Here is a 16,277-nt window from a genome sequence, read left to right as displayed (position 1 = left end):
TGACTACATGAGGTCATTTTAGACCTGCCCGGCCTTACAGTGCAAGCGAAAGCTGCGAATGCCCCAGCAGCTCGCGACGGGCCTTGGGCGACAGGCCCTCGCCACGGCAGCACACCCGGCGGCGCACCGCATCCGCCATGTATCATTGCGTTACTCCATTGCCATTTGTTTGCGCCACAGATGCGCCCAAAATCTCAGCAAAAACGCAAAAACCCGTTGTAAATCAATTTCCTATAAATGCCCGCAACCGCCTTCTAAGGCGTAGGTCACAGGTTCGACCCCTGTCGGGCGGGCCAATCGTCCCATTTTCATTCTTCCCATGACCGTCACCATCAAGGACGCAAGCGGCATCGAAGGCATGCGCCGCGCCGGGCGCCTGGCCAGCGAGGTGCTCGACTACCTCGGCCCATTCGTGCAAGCCGGCATCAACACCAACGAGCTCGACCGGCTGGCGCACGACTACATCGTTGGGGTACAGCAAGCCATCCCGGCCCCGCTCAACTACGCGCCCGGCGGTTATGCGCCCTACCCCAAGAGCATCTGCACCTCGGTCAACCAGGTGATCTGCCACGGTATCCCCAACGACAAGCCGCTCAAGCGCGGCGACATCGTCAACATCGACGTCACGGTCATCAAAGACGGCTGGCACGGCGACACCAGCCGCATGTTCGTGGTGGGTGCCGCGGCCCCGGCGGCGCTGCGCCTGTGCACCATCACCTACGAGGCGATGTGGAAGGGCATTGAGCGTGTGCGCCCAGGGGCGCGTTTGGGCGACATCGGGTACGCGATCCAGCAGCACGCCGAAGCCGCCGGCTACTCGGTGGTGCGCGAGTTCTGCGGCCACGGCATCGGGCAGCAATTCCACGAGGAGCCGCAGGTGCTGCACTATGGCCGCCCCGGCACCGGCATGGCGCTGCAAGCTGGCATGACCTTCACCATTGAGCCCATGATCAACCAGGGCCGGCGCGAAATCCGCGAAATGGGCGACGGCTGGACCATTGCCACCAAAGACCGCTCGCTCTCGGCGCAATGGGAGCACACCGTGTTGTGCACCGAAACCGGCTTCGAAATTCTGACGCTTTCGGCCGGCTCGCCGCCGCCACCGCCCACCGCGCTGCGCCTGCAGGCCTAAACCCAATCCGGCCGGCTGGCGAACTGGCTGCCGCAGCCACCTCGTTTTGCATGCCCCCCTATTCCATGCAAGCCACCCCTGCCGCCGATCCCGCAACTCTGCCGCTTGCCGCCCTGCGCCAGCGCTACCAAGGCGACCGGGCAGCCATTTTGGCGAGCATCGGCCACTGGGAAGGCACGGCGCGCGGCATCCACGCGCCCCTGCGGCGGCTGGCGCGCCTGGCCGACGAGGTGTTGCGCCAGCTCTGGCGCCAGGCCGCGCTGCCGCCGGGCTGCACGCTGGTGGCGGTGGGTGGCTACGGACGCGGCGAGCTGTTCCCGCATTCCGATATCGACGTGCTGCTGCTGCTGCCCGAGGCGCTCGATCTCGAGGCCCAACCGGCCGTCAAGGTGGCGTTGGAGGGTTTTATTGGTGCCTGCTGGGACATGGGGCTCAGCATCGGATCGAGCGTGCGCACGCAGGCGCAGTGCCTGCACGAGGCCTCCGCCGACGTTACGGTGCAAACCGCCTTGCTGGAAAGCCGCTGGCTGGCCGGGGCCCGCAAGCCGTTTGAGTCGCTGGTGTGCGCGCTGTTCGACGCCCTCGATGCGCGCGCCTTCATGCAGGCCAAGTTGCTGGAGCAGCGCCAGCGCCACCAGAAATTCGAAAACACCCCCTACGCGCTAGAGCCCAACTGCAAGGAGTCGCCCGGAGGCTTGCGCGACCTGCACACCATCCTCTGGCTGGCCAAGGCCGCTGGTTTGGGCCACTCGTGGGACGAGCTGGTGCAGCGCGGCCTGGCCACGGCCCTAGAGGGGCGCCAGCTCAAGGCCAACGAGGCGTTGCTGAGCCTGATTCGGGCCCGGCTGCACGTGCTGGCCGGGCGGCGCGAAGACCGGCTGGTGTTCGATTTGCAATCGGCGCTGGCGCAGGCCTTTGGCTACCGCGCCCAGCTCGAGGGCGATGAGGCACAAAGCCCCAAAGCCCTGCACGCCCGCGGCGCACGCCGCGCCAGCGAAGCCCTGATGCGGCGCTACTACTGGGCCGCCAAGGCCGTGACGCAGCTCAACGAGGTGCTGCTGCTCAACATCCAGGAGCGCATCGACGCCGACCAGCGCGGCAACGCGCCGCCCCTGCGCGCCCTGACCGAGCATTTTTTCGACAAAGACGGCATGCTCGAAATCGCCAGCGACGACCTGTACTGGCAGCACCCGCAAGCCATACTGGAAACCTTTTTGCTGCACCAGACCGCGCCCGGCATCACGGGGCTGTCGGCGCGCACCCTGCGCGCGCTCTACAACGCACGCGGGCTGATGAACGCGGCGTTTCGGCGCGACCCGCGCAACCGCGCCACCTTCATGCGCATTTTGCAGCAGCCCAGCGGCATCACGCACGCCTTCAGGCTCATGAACCAGACCTCGGTGCTGGGGCGCTACCTGTGGGCCTTTCGCAGCACCGTTGGGCAGATGCAGCACGACCTGTTTCACGTCTACACGGTCGATCAGCACATCCTGATGGTGCTGCGCAATGTGCGGCGCTTCTTTATTCCCGAACACGCGCACGAATACCCCTTTTGCGCGCGCCTGGCCGCAGGCTGGGACCAGCCCTGGCTGCTTTACGTGGCGGCCTTGTTTCACGACATCGGCAAGGGCCGCGGGGGCGACCACTCCGAGGTCGGTGCGCGCGAGGTGGCCAGCTTTGCGCGCCAGCACGGCATCGAGCGGGCCGACGCCGATCTGATCCGCTTCCTTGTGGCCGAGCACCTGAGCATGAGCCGGGTGGCGCAAAAAGAAGACTTGTCCGACCCCGACGTGATCGCCGCCTTTGCGCGCCGGGTGGGCAGCGAACGCCGCCTGACCGCGCTGTACCTGCTCACCGTGGCCGACATCCGCGGCACCAGCCCCAAGGTCTGGAACGCCTGGAAGGGCAAGCTGCTCGAAGACCTGTACCACGCCACTTTGCGCGTGCTCGGTGGCGGCGCCCCCGACCCGGCGGCCGAGATCGAAGCGCGCAAACGCGAGGCGCTGGCCCGGCTGGCGCTGCATGCGCTGCCACAGCTGGCGCACCAGCGCCTGTGGCAGCAGCTCGACGTGGGCTACTTCATGCGCCACTCGGCCGACGAAATCGCGTGGCACACGCGCCAGATCAGCAAGGTGCTGCACGAGCGCGCAACGGGCTTGGGTGCAAAACTGCGCGAGGCCGCGCCCAGCCCCTTGGTGCGTGTGCGCCAGTCGCCGATCGGGGAAGGGTTGCAGGTCTTGATCTACACCGCCGACCACGCCGAATTGTTCGTGCGCGCCTGCGCCTATTTTGATCGCGGTGGTTTTAGCATCCAAGACGCCAAGATCCACACCACCCTCGATGGTTTTGCGCTCGACACCTTCCAAGTGTTGCCGGCCAGCATGCCGGACCAGCACCGCGAGTGGATCGCGCAGGTGGAGAACGACTTGCCGCTGGCGCTGCAGCAGGGTGGCCCCCTGCCCGCGCCGGGCAAAGGGCGGCTATCGCGCCGTGTGAAAAGCTTTCCGATCCTGCCTCGCGTGGGCCTGCAACCCGACGAAAAGGGCCAGCGCTGGCTGCTCACCGTGTCGTCCAGCGACCGCATCGGGCTGCTGTACGCGATTGCGCGCGTGCTGGCGCAGCATCAGGTGGATGTGCAACTGGCCAAGATCAGCACGCTGGGCGAGCGCGTTGAGGACACCTTCCTGATTCGCGGCCCACACCTGCACCTGGCGCGGGCGCAGGCGCAGCTAAACCACGACCTGCTGCACGCGCTCGAATCAGACTAGAGCGGAGCCCCCACGCTTGCCGCTGATGCGGCTGCGCTGCCCCCCGAGGGGGCGCCAATCGCCTTGGGGCGGCCCGGCAGCGATTGGGTTGAGCCCCCACGCTTGCCGCTGATGCGGCTGCGCTGCCCCCCGAGGGGGCGCTCGCCAGCTTGGGGCGGCCCGGCGCTGGCTCGGAGGGCCAGCTTTAATCCGCCTCCGCTTTTAGCAGCGCGCGCAGCCCGGCTTCGTCGAGCACTGGCAGACCCAGTTCGCGCGCCCGCTCGAGCTTGGAGCCGGCCTCGCTGCCCGCCACCACGTAGGCCGTTTTCTTGCTCACCGAGCCGCTGACCTTGCCGCCAGCGGCCTCGATCAAGGCCTGTGCCTGCTCGCGCGACAGCGTGGGCAGGGTGCCGGTGAGCACCAGCGTTTGGCCAGCCAAAGGGAGCGCAGGCGCACCTTCACCCTCCCCTTCGCCCTCGCTCCAGTGCAGGCCACACTGGCGCAGTTGCTCCAGCAATTCGAGGTGCGGCGGCTGACGGAAAAAATCGTGCACGCTTTGCGCCACCACCGGCCCCACATCGGGCACTTGCAGCAACTCTTCTTCGCTGGCTTGTTGCAAGCGCTGCAAGCTGCCAAAGTGGCGCGCCAGGTCTTTGGCGGTGCGCTCGCCCACGTGGCGTATGCCCAGCGCGTACAGCAAGCGGGCCAGCGTGGTGCGCCTAGAGGCCTCGATCGCCTGCATTAAATTGAGCGCCGATTTGTCGGCCATGCGCTCCAGCCCAGCCAGATCGAGCGCGTTCAGGCGGTACAGATCGGGCAGGCTGCACACCTTGCCCGTATCCACCAGTTGCTCGATCAGCTTGTCGCCCAGGCCTTCGATGTTCAGCGCGCGCCGGCTGACGGCGTGCCACAGCGCCTGCTTGCGCTGGGCCGGGCAACTCAAGCCGGCACCGCAGCGCTGCTCTGGCGAGTCGGGCTCGCGCAGCAAGGCAGAGCCGCACACCGGGCAGGCCAGCGGCATCTGCCAGGCCGGGCCGCGCGCGGCGCCGCTCGCACCCAGGTCTGGCAGCACGCCTACCACCTCGGGGATCACGTCGCCGGCGCGGCGCACGATCACGGTGTCGCCCACGCGCACATCCTTGCGCTGCACCTCCTCGGCGTTGTGCAAGGTGGCGTTGGTGACGGTCACGCCGCCCACGAACACCGGGGCCAAGCGGGCCACCGGCGTGAGCTTGCCGGTGCGCCCGACCTGCACCTCGATCGCCAGCACCTGCGTGCTCTGCTCTTGCGCCGGGTATTTGTGCGCCAAGGCCCAGCGCGGCTCGCGCGTCACGTAGCCCAGGCGCTGCTGCAAATCGAGGCGATCGACCTTGTAGACCACGCCGTCGATGTCAAACGGCAGCGTGTCGCGCAAGGCCCCGATGCGCTGGTGGTACTGCACCAACTCTTGCGCCCCGCAGCAGCGCTGCACCAGTTCGAAAACCGGCAGCCCCCAGTCGCGCAGGGCCAGCAGGCCCTCGTGCTGGCTGGCAAAAGGGGGCGCTGAGGGCGCGCCAGCCTGCGCCGCCGCACCTACCTCACCTGCACCCACGCCTGCACCCGCACCCGCACCCGCACCCGCACCCGCAGCAGCAGCATCGGCTTGCCAGTCAATTTCACCCCAGCCGTAGGCAAAAAAACTCAGGCTCCGCTCGGCCGTGATGGCGGGGTCGAGTTGCCGCACCGCCCCGGCCGCCGCATTGCGCGGGTTGACAAAGGTTTTTTCGCCCTTGGCCCCGGCCGCGATGCGCTGGCGCTGGCGCTCGTTGAGGGCTTCAAAGTCGGCGCGGCGCATGAACACCTCGCCGCGCACCTCCAGCCGTGCCGGGGCCGGGCGCACGCGCTCGTCGAGCCGCAAGGGGATGGTGCTGATGGTGCGCACGCTGTGCGTTACGTCCTCGCCCGTGGCGCCGTCACCCCGGGTAGCGGCCTGCACCAGCAGGCCCGCCTCGTAGCGCAGGCTGATGGCCAGCCCGTCGAACTTGGGCTCGGCCAGGTAGGCCAGCTCGGGGTCGGTGGGCGACAGGCCGAGTTCTTTGCGCAGGCGCGCATCAAAGGCCAAGGCGCCGCTGGGCTGGGTGTCGGTTTCGGTGCGGATGCTCAGCATCGGCACCCGGTGCGCCACCGGCGCAAAACCCTCGCGTACCGGCGCCCCCACGCGCTGGCTGGGCGAGTCGGGCGCCACCCATTCGGGGTGCTGGGCTTCGAGCTGCAACAGTTCTAGCCACCAGGCGTCGTACTGGGCATCGGGCACCTCGGGCGCATCGAGCACGTGGTAGAGGTGCGCGTGCCGCTGCAACAAAGCGCGCAGGGCTTGCAGGCGTGCGCGGGGCGAATCGGAAGAATCGGGCGAATCGGGCGTATCAGGCATGGTCTGGATTGTCCCACTACCGCCCCGCCATCCCATCCAACCCAGCCAGCCAGAGCGCCGACCATAGCCCTATCGATGCGCTCGGAAAAGTCATCAATTTTTCACAATGCGCAGTGAAGATAGGTGCAGTCGGTTGCCCAAGAGCCGTTAAAAGCTCGCAGGCAAGCCGATCAGGGATTTTTTCACTTTGGAGATTCACATGCAAAGCAAACGTGCCTTTCTGGCCTTGTCCACTGCTGCCCTGCTGGGCGGTGTGGCCGCCTTCACGCCCGCTTGGGCGCAGCCCGCCACGGTGCGGGTGGACGGCTCCAGCACCCTGTTCCCCATCTCCGAGGCGGTGGCCGAGGAGTTTCAACGGGCCAACCGCAACGTGCGCGTCACGGTGGGCGTGTCGGGCACCGGCGGCGGCTTCGCCCGCTTTTGCCGGGGCGAGCTCGACGTGACCGGCGCCTCGCGCCCCGCCCGCGCCGCCGAAATCGAGGCCTGCCGCGCCGCCGGCATCCGCTTCATCGAACTGCCCGTGGCCTTCGACGCCCTTACCGTGGCCGTGCACCGCGACAACACCTGGGCGCGCCAGCTCACGGTGGCGCAACTGCGCACCATCTGGGAGCCCACCGCCACCGGTCGCATCACCAACTGGCGCCAGATCGATCCCGCCTTCCCCGACCAGGCCCTGACGCTGTTTGGCCCCGGCTCGGCTTCGGGCACTTTCGACTACTTCACCGAAGCCATCATGGGCCGCAGCGGCCAGAGCCGCACCGACTACATGGCGACCGAAGACGACAACGTGACCGTCATGGGCATTGCGCGCGACCGTGGCGCACTGGGCTACTTTGGCATGGCCTACTACGAAGCCAACCGGGAGCGGCTGCGCTCGGTCAGCATCGTCCCGGCGGCTGGCGGGGCCGCCGTGGCCCCAACCCTAGACAACGTGATCGCCGGCACCTACCAGCCGCTGGCGCGCCCGCTGTTCATCTACGTGGCCGAGCGCTCGTTGCAACGCCCCGAAGTGCGCCAGTTCGCCGAGTTCTTCCTGGCCCAAGGGGCGCGTTTGTCACGCGAAGTCGGCTTCGTGCCGCTGCCCGCCGAGGCCTACACCGTGGCGGCCGGGCACCTGCGCGACAACCGCTTGGGCACCCGTTTTGCCACTGGCGAGCCGGTGGTGGGCGTGCGCATCCAGGACGTGATGCGGCGCGAACCCCGGCAGTAAATTGGACTTGATCTCACTGGCCTATCCGAATAGTCGATGAATCCCACGCGCTCCCGCTTTAGCCCGCAACCCGCCCGCCACCTCAAGGAGCGCGTGGCCCATTCCCTGCTTTTTTTATCAGCCATGTCGGCCATCGCCATTACGCTGGCGGTGGTCTCGATTTTGGTGCTCGAATCGTTGAGCTTTTTTCGCGAGGTTTCGCTGCGCGAGTTTCTCACCGACACGCAATGGACGCCGCTGTTTGCCGACCCGCGCTACGGCGTCATGCCTTTGGTAGGGGCCACCTTGGTGGTGACTTCCATCGGCCTCTTGGTGGCCGTTCCCTTGGGCACCTTGGCCGCCCTTTATTTGGGTGAATTCGCCCCCAGCCGGGTGCGCGAAATCTTCAAGCCCGCGCTCGAAATGCTCAGCAGCGTACCCTCGGTGGTCTATGGCTACTTTGCGCTGCTGCTGGTCACGCCCTTGTTGCAACAAATCATCCCCGGTCTGCCCGGTTTCAACATGCTGTCGGCCGGTTTGGTGATCGGCATCAGCATCGTCCCCTTTATCAGCTCGATGAGCGAAGACGCCATGCGCGCCGTGCCCATGGACATCCGCGAAGGCTCCTACGCCATGGGCGCCACGCGCCTGCAAACCGCTTGGTACGTGGTGTTCCCGGCGGCGCTCTCGGGCATCGTGGCGGCCTACATTCTGGCCATGTCGGTGGCGCTGGGGCAAACCATGATCGTGGCCATTGCCGCTGGCCAGCAAGCCAACCTGACGCTGGACCCGACCCAGCCCGCCGCTACCCTCACCGCCTACATCGCCCAGGTTTCGATCGGTGACGTGGCGCACGGAACGATTGAATACCAAAGCATTTTTGCCGTCGGGCTGGTGCTGCTGCTCATGACGCTGGTGCTCAACATCTTGGGCCACTTCATGCGGCGCCGCTACCGCGAGAGCTATTGATCATGAGCCACCAAACCACGCAAGAAATCCAAGCGGTGCGCTCCATGATTTCAGCGCACAAGCGCTGGGACCACGTTTTTGCCTTAACCGCCCTGGCGGCCATGCTGTTTTGCGTGCTGGTGCTGCTGGCGCTGATCCTCTCTATGGTGGTGGACGGCTACCACCGCATTACGCCAGATTTTTTCACCTCCTTCCCCTCGCGCTCGGCCGAGCGTTCTGGCATTTTGTCGGCCTGGGTGGGCTCGATTCTGGTGATCTCGGTCACCGTCTTGGCGGCGGTGCCGGTGGGGGTGGCCGCTGGCATCTACCTCGAAATCTATTCCAAGCGCAACTGGCTCATGGACCTGATCGAGATCAACATCACCAACCTGGCCGGTGTGCCGCCCATCATCTACGGGCTGCTGGCGCTGAGCCTGTTCGTGCACATCTGGGGCCTGGGGGAGAGCATCCTCACCGCCGGGCTGACCATGGCGCTGATGATTCTGCCGGTGGTGATTATGAACACCCGCGAGGCCATCCGCTCGATCCCACAATCCATCCACGAAGCCGCCTACGCGCTCGGGGCCACCAAGGGCCAGGCCACGCGCGACCACCTGCTGCCCTACTCCAAGGGCGGCATCCTCACCGGCGTGATCATCGGCACCGCCACCGCCGTGGGCGAAACCGCGCCTTTGATCGTCATCGGCGCCTTGACCTTCATCGCCTTTTTGCCGCCTGCGCCCATCACCGACGCATTCCCCTTCGTCTCGTTCGCCTGGCTGTTCGACCCCTTTACCGTGATGCCGATCCAGATGTTCAACTGGGTGTCGCGCCCGCAACCGGCTTTTCACGAACTGGCCGCCGCCGCCGGTGTGGTGCTGATGTGCATCACCTTGGCCATGAATGCGCTGGCAATCTGGCTGCGCTACCGCTACCGCAAACGCATCCGCTGGTAAACCTACCCTATCATGCTCCATCCTGCATCTACTGCACCGAACTCGGCCCCTGGCTCGGAAAACTTTGCGCCCGCTGAAGTCAAGGCCGAGGCGCGCAAGCTGAACTTTTTTTACGCGGGCGGGGTGCAGGCGCTCAAGTCGATCAACCTGAGTCTGGCCGCCAACAGCGTCACGGCCCTGATCGGCCCCTCGGGCTGCGGCAAGAGCACCTTTTTGCGCTGCTTCAACCGCATGCACGACCTCTACCCCGGCAACCGCTACGAGGGTGAGATTGTGATCAACCCGGGTGGCATCAACATTCTGGGCGCCGACATCGACCCGATCGAGGTGCGCATGCGCATCTCGATGGTGTTTCAAAAGCCCAACCCCTTCCCCAAATCGATTTACGAAAACGTGGCCTACGGCCTGCGCGTGCGCGGCGTGCGCCAGCGCGCGCTGATCGATGAAAAGGTGGAGGAAGCGCTGCGCGGTGCCGCCCTGTGGGAGGAAGTGAAAGACCGCCTGCACCAACTGGCCTTCAACCTATCGGGCGGCCAGCAGCAGCGGCTGTGCATTGCGCGCGCCCTGGCCACCGACCCCGAAATCCTGCTCTTCGATGAGCCCACCTCGGCGCTGGACCCGATTGCCACCGACTCGATCGAGGACCTGATCGGCAAACTCAAATCCAAGGTGACGATCCTGATCGTGACCCACAACATGCACCAGGCGGCGCGGGTGTCGAACTGCACCGCCTTCATGCACATGGGCGAACTGGTGGAGTTTGGCGCCACCGACCTCATCTTCACCAACCCCAAGGTGAAGCGAACTGAAGATTACATCACTGGGCGCTACGGCTGAGTGGTTCTTAGCCCAGCGTGCACACAAACGCTGGGCGCCACAGGTGATTCAGCCACTTGACTCAGCGCAAGCTTGGGCGACATCTCAGGCCGATCCGGGGAACTCCACGGCGTTTTCGATACTAGGGTAAATACCCCTACATGTTTCTGTATTGAGCTGATCTTTTGCACCTGATTGGTGCTACAGTGCCTCAAAACAAAATGCACCACAGGGTATCCAACCAACCGGAGACAAAACCATGCCACTCTCACCGCTCGACCGGCGCACCCTGCTTGCAGGGTTGGCCGCCACCCCCTTGGCCGCTGCGCTGGCCAGCGCCTCCGAGCCCGCTCAGGCGCGGGTTCGCACCCAGGCCCATATCGTCATTGCTGGCAGCGGCGCTGGCGGCATTGCCATTGCCAACCGGCTCGCGCGCGGGCTCGAGGGCGCGCGCATCACCATCATCGACGGCCGCGAGCAGCACTTCTACCAGCCCGGCTGGACGCTGTTGGCCGGCGGCATCTGGCCAGCCGACCGCGCTGCCTTGGGCAACAACGGGCGCTACCACCCGCGTGGCATCGAGTGGGTCAAAGACTTCGTGGCCGAATTCGACCCCACCGCCAACACCGTCGTCACGCGCGGCGGGCAGCGCATCCGCTACGACTTTTTGGTCGTGGCCACCGGCTTGCAGCTCAACTACAAAGCCATCGAAGGCATGGACGAGGCGGCCTTGGGGCAAAACGGCTTGGCCTCGGTCTATGCCAGCCCAGAGTCTGCCGCCAGCACGTGGAAGCTGATCGACGCCTTTCGCAAGACCGGCGGGCGCGCCGTCATGACGGCCCCCAACACCCCCATGAAATGCGCCGGGGCGCCGGTCAAGGTCACCTTCTTGCTCGACGACCGCATGCGCGAAGTGGGCACGCGCGAGCGCGCCCAGATCAGCTACCGCACCGGCGGCGCGGCCTTGTTCGGCGTGGATGTGTATCACCAAGACATCGGGCGCCGTTTTGAAGCCCGCGGCATCGAGCACCACCTGCAGCAGCGCCTGACCGGCATCGACATCGGTGCCAAGCGCGCCACCTTCACCGGCCCCGGCCCGGAAGGCGCGAAAAGCACCGTGGATTACGACTTCATCCACGTGGTGCCACCCATGAGTGCCCCCGACGCGGTGCGCAACAGCGACCTGTCGTGGAAAGAAGGCCCCTTTGCCGGCGGTGGCTGGCTGGAAGTGAACCGCGAGACGCTGCAGCACCGGCGCTTCCCCAATGTGTTTGGCATCGGCGACATCAACGGCACGCCGCGCGGCAAAACCGCCGCCACCGTCAAGGGCGGGGCGCCGATCGTGGCCGGCCACCTAATCCGGGCCATCCAAAACCAAGCCCCTGACCAACAGTTCAACGGCTACACCTCCTGCCCGCTCATCACCCGCGTCGGCTCGGCGCTGCTGGTCGAGTTCGACCACGACGGCAACCTGGTGCCCTCGCTGCCCTTCATCGACCCGCTGCAAGACAGCTTTTTTGCCTGGACCATGAAGGTGCACCTGCTCAAACCCGCCTACGTCGCTGTGTTGCGCGGCCGCGCCTAAACCCTTTTTGGAGATATCCCTCATGCTGTACAACTTGTGGCTCGGCCTCAACATCGTTATCGTCATGCTGCTGCCCGTGCTGTGGCTGGTCGGGCTGCTGGCCTTGGCTTGGGGTGCCACACTGGTGCTGGCGCTGCTGCGCGCCCCCAAAGCCCAATGGCGCAAAGCCTTGCCCACCAGCGCCCTGATCGGTTTGGTCGGGATGGTGCTGGCTTTTGTTTTGTTCCCCACCTTGGTCGGTTCGAGCTTTGCCGATCTGGACCAATTCGCCGACTGGCTGTTTGCGATCGGCATCCCGGTGGGCGTGGGCGTGGTGCTTTGGGCGGCCACTTGGCCGGGCCTGACCTGCCTCAAAAAAGCCGCTTGATGGGTTTTTTGGCACCCTAGGACGGGAGTGGTCGGCGCTGTGGTTGGAACAAACCTCAGCGTCGATCCGCCAGCGCATGGGCGATGGTGCCCAAATCCACGTATTCCAATTCGCTACCCAGCGGCACGCCACGCGCCAGCCGGGTCACTTTGATGTCGCGCCCCTTGAGCGCCTGCGCAATCAGGTGCGCGGTGGCTTCGCCCTCGGCGGTGAAGCTGGTGGCCAGCACCAGCTCGCGCACGGCGGCGGCCTCGGGGCTGTGCAGGCGCTCCAGCAGGCGCTGCAGGCCGCTGTCTTGTGGCCCTGCGGGGGACAAGGGCCCCAGCTTGCCCATCAGCACGAAGTAGCGCCCCCGGTACACCCCGGTGCGCTCCAGCGCCGCTTGGTCGGCCGGGGTTTCGAGCACGCACAGCAAGCTGTCGTCGCGCTGTGGGTCGGCGCAGGTGGCGCACAACTCGGCGTCGGTAAAGGTGTAACAGCGCGAGCAGTGGCGCAGCTCGGCCAGCCCGCGCGTGAGCGCACGCGCCAGTTCCAGCGCAGCGGCGCGGTCGTGTTGCAGCAGATGAAACGCCATGCGCGAGGCCGTTTTGGCCCCCACCCCGGGCAGGCCTTGCAGCGCGCGCAGCAGCGCTTCCAGCGGTTGCGCCATGCTCTGCTGCTCCGTGCTGGGTGGGCTTAAAACGGCAGCTTGAGGCCGCCCGGCAGGCTCGGCATCCCGGCGCTGAGTTTGCCCAGCTTTTCCTGCGAGTTTTCTTCCACCCGGCGCACGGCGGCGTTGAAGGCGGCGGCGACCAGGTCTTCGAGCATGTCTTTGTCCTCGGCCAGCAGGCTGGGGTCGATGCTGACGCGGCGCACCGCGTGCTTGCCGTTCATCACCACCTTGACCAAGCCGGCGCCGGATTCGCCCGTGACCTCGAGCGTGGCCAGTTCGTCCTGGGCCTTTTTCATGTTTTCCTGCATCGCTTGCGCCTGCTTCATCAGGCCGGCCAGCTGTCCTTTGTTGAACATGGGTGTTGTCCTTTTGGGTTTGCTTATGAATGGATTGTGGCTTAAAGCGGGCTTGCTTAAAGCGCCTGCACGCTACCGGGCATGATTTTGCCGCCAAAGTCGCGCTTCATGGCCTGCACGAAGGGGTCTTGCTGCAAAAACGCGTGTGCGGCTTGCAGGCGCGCCTGCGCGACGGCGGTGGCGCGCTGGGCCGGGGTGTCGTGGGCGGGGGCGATTTCCAGCTCCAGCCGCACCGCGTACCCGGCCTGCGCCAGCGCGGCTTGCAGCCGTTCGCGCGCGCTGCCTTGGGCCAGTGCAGTCTGGGCTAGGCGCAGCGTCCAACAATCGGCATCGCGCCGCACCAGAACCGACTGCAGCGCCAGCTCGCGCGTGAGCGCCGTCACGGCCTCGCGCTGCACCAGCTCGCTCACCACGCTGTGCCAGAAATCGGGTAGTGTTTGGTCGGCGGTGACTTGCGGCTCTGGCTGGACAATTGGCTCTGGAGTGGGCGCTGGGGTTGACGCCAAGGTGGGCCCTAAGGATGTGGGCTTGGGTTCGGCGGGCTCAGGGGCTTTGAGCACAATCGGCTCGCTCACAGCCCGAGTGGGCGCAGGCATGGGATTGGATGCCTGAAACGGCGGCGACGGCTCGGCCACCGCCAAAGGCAGCGGAGTGGGCGCCAGTGCCGGTTCCGCTGCAGGCCTACCCGCCACGGCTGGCCTTGGCCGCAGCGGCTCAGCGTTTTTCAGGCTTTTTTTTTCCAGCCCCTCGGGCCAAAAAGCCAGCAGCCGCAGCAGCACCATATTGAGTGCCGCGTATTCGTCTGGGGCCAGCCCGAGTTCGGCGCGCCCGTGCAGGCACAGGCTGTAGAGCAGTTGCGTGAGGTCTGGCGGCAGCAAGCCGGCCAAGCGGGCGCAGTCGGCGTCTTCCGGGTCGTGCGGTTGCAACTGCGCCGGCACCGCCTGCAGCACCGCCATGCGCTGCAGCAGGCCCACCATCTCCTCCAGCGCCGACGCGGCGGCGTAGCCTTGCAGGCGCAGCTCCTGCACCGTCTGCACCACGGCCGCGCCGTCGCCCGCCGCCAGCGCCTCCAGCAGGTGCAACACATGGCCGCGCTCCACCGCGCCCAGCATCTGGCGCACGGGGGCCTCGAACACTTGGCCGGCGCCGAAGGCAATGGCCTGGTCGGTCAGGCTGAGCGCATCGCGCATGGAGCCGCGTGCACCCCGCGCCAGCAGCCGCAGCGCCCCGGCCTCAAAAGGGATCTGCTCGGCTTGCAACACCTGCTCCAGGTGCTGCTGCACCGTTTGCGGCGGCATGGGGCGCAGGTTGAACTGCAGGCAGCGGCTGAGCACCGTGACGGGCACCTTTTGCGGGTCGGTGGTGGCGAGCACGAACTTGAGGTAGGCGGGCGGCTCCTCCAGCGTTTTGAGCATGGCATTGAAGGCATGACCGGTGAGCATGTGCACCTCGTCGATCATGAACACCTTGAAGCGCCCCTGCACCGGCTTATAAACCGCCTGCTCCAGCAGCGCCTGCACCTCATCGACACCGCGGTTGGAGGCGGCGTCGAGCTCGGTGTAATCGACAAAGCGCCCAGCGTCGATCTCGCGGCAGGCCGGGCAGACGCCACAGGGCTCGGCCGTGATGCCACCCGCCCCATCGGGCCCGGTGCAGTTGAGCGACTTGGCCAAAATGCGCGACACCGTGGTCTTGCCCACCCCGCGCGTGCCGGTGAACAGGTAGGCGTGGTGCAGCCGCTGGCTGCGCAAGGCGTTGCCTAAAGCCTGCACCACGTGCTCTTGGCCAACCATCTGGGCAAAGTTCTGCGGCCGGTACTTGCGGGCCAAAACGAGGTAGGACATGCGGCCATTCTATCGGCCCAAGGGCGGGCAGGCTGCGGGGTCGGTCTTGCCACCCTTGGGCGCAGCAAGCGGGTATCATCCCGGCCATGGACGCCAAACTCCTCTCCCTGTTGGTCTGCCCCGTCACCAAGGGGCCGCTGGTCTATCTGCGCGAGCAGCAAGAGCTGATTTCGCGCAGCGCCCGGCTGGCCTACCCAATTCGCGACGGCATTCCGATCATGCTGGAAAACGAGGCACGCGCCATCAGCGCCGAAGAAGCGGCGCGGCCCGACCCCCCGGTCAACGCGCTTGGCAGCGCGCTTTGAAGCGCCCTTTCAAATCCCTTCCCGCGCCTTGAGCCCCGCCCCCTTTCACGTCCTGATTCCGGCCCGCTTGGGCTCGACCCGCTTGCCGCGCAAGCCCTTGGCCGACCTTGGCGGTGCGCCGATGGTGGTGCGGGTGGCGCAGCGGGCGCTGGCCAGCCAAGCGCTGTCGGTCACGGTGGCGGCCGACGACCCCGCCATCGTGCAGGCCTGCCAACTCCACGGCATAGCCGCGCTGTTGACGCGCCCCGACCACGCCAGCGGCAGCGACCGCCTGGCCGAGGCCTGCACCCTGCTGGGCTGGCCCGATGAGGCCTTGGTCGTCAACCTGCAGGGCGACGAACCGCTCATGGCCCCCGAACTGCTGCAAGCCGTGGCGCAGCAACTGCAACAGCGCCCCGACTGCGTCATGAGCACGGCCGCGCACCCCCTGCGCAGCGAGGCCGAGTTTTTGAACCCGAATGTGGTCAAAGTGGTGCTCGACGCCCAAGGGCGGGCGCTGTATTTCAGCCGCGCCCCGATTCCGCACTGGCGCGACCGGCCCGCTGCACCGCCTACCGATCCCGCCTGCGCGCAGCAGCCCGACACCCCGATGGCCGACCCCCTCCTCCTGCAGCCAGCGCCGCTGCGCCACATCGGCGTGTACGGCTACCGGGTCGGTTTTTTGCGCCGCTTCCCCTTGCTGCAGGCGGCCCCGCTGGAGCAGTGCGAGGCGCTGGAGCAGTTGCGCGTGCTCTGGCACGGTGAGCGCATTGCGGTCCATGTGACGCAGCAAGCCCCGGGGCCGGGCGTGGACACGCCCGCCGACCTGGAGCGGGCGCGTGCGCTGTGGCACGCTGCAAGCCCAGCCCCCCTGTAAGCTTGGCTCAAGCCGAGCCGTGCTATCCTCATCCATTGAGCTTTGTACGGCTAGGCTTGCGTGCGGCTATTGCGCAGCCCTGATTGATCCGCAACCACTTCAAAACAAAGGCAA

At 66.4% G+C, this 16,277-nt stretch carries 14 protein-coding genes; 10 read left to right on the top strand and 4 right to left on the bottom strand.

Features of this window, described 5'->3' with window-relative positions; translation table 11 throughout:
• The first annotated feature begins 319 nt into the window (after nt 1-319).
• Nucleotides 320-1,132, top strand: coding sequence for a type I methionyl aminopeptidase (map, locus tag SRAH_RS02360; RefSeq protein WP_029461751.1), 813 nt, complete (start codon nt 320-322; stop codon nt 1,130-1,132).
• Nucleotides 1,133-1,182: 50 nt separating this feature from the next.
• Nucleotides 1,183-3,900 carry a [protein-PII] uridylyltransferase gene (locus SRAH_RS02355; RefSeq protein ID WP_082210024.1) on the top strand — a complete coding sequence of 906 codons (2,718 nt, stop codon included), beginning with the start codon at nt 1,183-1,185 and terminating at the stop codon, nt 3,898-3,900.
• Between the two features lie 184 nt (nt 3,901-4,084).
• Here SRAH_RS02355 and ligA read toward each other — a convergent pair whose 3' ends face one another.
• Nucleotides 4,085-6,289, bottom strand: a complete 2,205-nt coding sequence (ligA, locus tag SRAH_RS02350; RefSeq protein WP_029461749.1) for an NAD-dependent DNA ligase LigA — start codon at nt 6,287-6,289, stop codon at nt 4,085-4,087.
• A 199-nt stretch (nt 6,290-6,488) separates the two neighbouring features.
• Here ligA and SRAH_RS02345 point away from each other — a divergent pair, with 199 nt between their 5' ends.
• From SRAH_RS02345 to SRAH_RS02320, 6 genes are all read left to right on the top strand, one after another.
• Nucleotides 6,489-7,499 (top strand): PstS family phosphate ABC transporter substrate-binding protein, encoded by a 1,011-nt coding sequence (locus SRAH_RS02345; protein WP_029461748.1) that lies wholly within the window; start codon nt 6,489-6,491, stop codon nt 7,497-7,499.
• Between the two features lie 36 nt (nt 7,500-7,535).
• On the top strand, nt 7,536-8,447 hold the full coding sequence (gene pstC / locus SRAH_RS02340) for a phosphate ABC transporter permease subunit PstC (protein ID WP_029461747.1): 912 nt from the start codon (nt 7,536-7,538) through the stop codon (nt 8,445-8,447).
• A 2-nt stretch (nt 8,448-8,449) separates the two neighbouring features.
• Nucleotides 8,450-9,382 (top strand): phosphate ABC transporter permease PstA, encoded by a 933-nt coding sequence (gene pstA / locus SRAH_RS02335; protein ID WP_029461746.1) that lies wholly within the window; start codon nt 8,450-8,452, stop codon nt 9,380-9,382.
• 12 nt (nt 9,383-9,394) lie between these two features.
• Entirely contained in the window at nt 9,395-10,219 is an 825-nt protein-coding gene (gene pstB, locus SRAH_RS02330; RefSeq protein ID WP_076606963.1) for a phosphate ABC transporter ATP-binding protein PstB, read from the top strand.
• Nucleotides 10,220-10,457: 238 nt separating this feature from the next.
• Nucleotides 10,458-11,783 (top strand): NAD(P)/FAD-dependent oxidoreductase, encoded by a 1,326-nt coding sequence (locus SRAH_RS02325; protein ID WP_029461744.1) that lies wholly within the window; start codon nt 10,458-10,460, stop codon nt 11,781-11,783.
• A gap of 22 nt (nt 11,784-11,805) precedes the next feature.
• Nucleotides 11,806-12,150: a DUF5368 family protein gene (locus SRAH_RS02320; protein WP_029461743.1), complete on the top strand. Its 345-nt coding sequence runs from the start codon at nt 11,806-11,808 to the stop codon at nt 12,148-12,150.
• Nucleotides 12,151-12,205: 55 nt separating this feature from the next.
• On the opposite strand, the gene recR is transcribed toward SRAH_RS02320, so the two are convergent.
• Genes recR through dnaX form a run of 3 tightly spaced genes read right to left on the bottom strand, consistent with a single transcriptional unit; the run spans nt 12,206 to nt 15,002 of the window.
• Nucleotides 12,206-12,799: a recombination mediator RecR gene (recR, locus tag SRAH_RS02315; RefSeq protein WP_029461742.1), complete on the bottom strand. Its 594-nt coding sequence runs from the start codon at nt 12,797-12,799 to the stop codon at nt 12,206-12,208.
• A 26-nt stretch (nt 12,800-12,825) separates the two neighbouring features.
• Nucleotides 12,826-13,158 (bottom strand): YbaB/EbfC family nucleoid-associated protein, encoded by a 333-nt coding sequence (locus SRAH_RS02310; protein ID WP_029461741.1) that lies wholly within the window; start codon nt 13,156-13,158, stop codon nt 12,826-12,828.
• A gap of 56 nt (nt 13,159-13,214) precedes the next feature.
• Nucleotides 13,215-15,002 (bottom strand): DNA polymerase III subunit gamma/tau, encoded by a 1,788-nt coding sequence (gene dnaX / locus SRAH_RS02305; protein ID WP_029461740.1) that lies wholly within the window; start codon nt 15,000-15,002, stop codon nt 13,215-13,217.
• Nucleotides 15,003-15,088: 86 nt separating this feature from the next.
• On the opposite strand from dnaX, the gene SRAH_RS02300 reads away from it, so the two are divergent.
• Nucleotides 15,089-15,307: a Trm112 family protein gene (locus tag SRAH_RS02300; protein ID WP_045475858.1), complete on the top strand. Its 219-nt coding sequence runs from the start codon at nt 15,089-15,091 to the stop codon at nt 15,305-15,307.
• A 28-nt stretch (nt 15,308-15,335) separates the two neighbouring features.
• A complete protein-coding gene (gene kdsB, locus SRAH_RS02295) occupies nt 15,336-16,163 on the top strand; it encodes a 3-deoxy-manno-octulosonate cytidylyltransferase (RefSeq protein ID WP_029461738.1) in 828 nt (275 codons plus the stop codon).
• Nucleotides 16,164-16,277: the final 114 nt, after the last annotated feature.

The sequence above is a fragment of the Serpentinimonas barnesii genome (genome assembly GCF_000696225.1).
Lineage (GTDB): Bacteria > Pseudomonadota > Gammaproteobacteria > Burkholderiales > Burkholderiaceae_C > Serpentinimonas > Serpentinimonas barnesii.
The sequence above is the reverse complement of the archived record's forward strand: the minus strand, read 5'-3'. Positions and strand labels throughout refer to the sequence as shown.

Excerpts from the sequence above, each read along its gene's own strand:
- SRAH_RS02355 (WP_082210024.1), top strand. The coding sequence starts at position 1,183 with ATGCCCCCCTATTCCATGCAAGCCACCCCTGCCGCCGATCCCGCAACT.
- SRAH_RS02325 (WP_029461744.1), top strand. The coding sequence starts at position 10,458 with ATGCCACTCTCACCGCTCGACCGGCGCACCCTGCTTGCAGGGTTGGCC.
- ligA (WP_029461749.1), bottom strand. The coding sequence starts at position 6,289 with ATGCCTGATACGCCCGATTCGCCCGATTCTTCCGATTCGCCCCGCGCA.
- pstA (WP_029461746.1), top strand. The coding sequence starts at position 8,450 with ATGAGCCACCAAACCACGCAAGAAATCCAAGCGGTGCGCTCCATGATT.
- SRAH_RS02310 (WP_029461741.1), bottom strand. The coding sequence starts at position 13,158 with ATGTTCAACAAAGGACAGCTGGCCGGCCTGATGAAGCAGGCGCAAGCG.
- SRAH_RS02320 (WP_029461743.1), top strand. The coding sequence starts at position 11,806 with ATGCTGTACAACTTGTGGCTCGGCCTCAACATCGTTATCGTCATGCTG.
- dnaX (WP_029461740.1), bottom strand. The coding sequence starts at position 15,002 with ATGTCCTACCTCGTTTTGGCCCGCAAGTACCGGCCGCAGAACTTTGCC.
- SRAH_RS02300 (WP_045475858.1), top strand. The coding sequence starts at position 15,089 with ATGGACGCCAAACTCCTCTCCCTGTTGGTCTGCCCCGTCACCAAGGGG.
- SRAH_RS02345 (WP_029461748.1), top strand. The coding sequence starts at position 6,489 with ATGCAAAGCAAACGTGCCTTTCTGGCCTTGTCCACTGCTGCCCTGCTG.
- pstB (WP_076606963.1), top strand. The coding sequence starts at position 9,395 with ATGCTCCATCCTGCATCTACTGCACCGAACTCGGCCCCTGGCTCGGAA.
- recR (WP_029461742.1), bottom strand. The coding sequence starts at position 12,799 with ATGGCGCAACCGCTGGAAGCGCTGCTGCGCGCGCTGCAAGGCCTGCCC.
- map (WP_029461751.1), top strand. The coding sequence starts at position 320 with ATGACCGTCACCATCAAGGACGCAAGCGGCATCGAAGGCATGCGCCGC.
- pstC (WP_029461747.1), top strand. The coding sequence starts at position 7,536 with ATGAATCCCACGCGCTCCCGCTTTAGCCCGCAACCCGCCCGCCACCTC.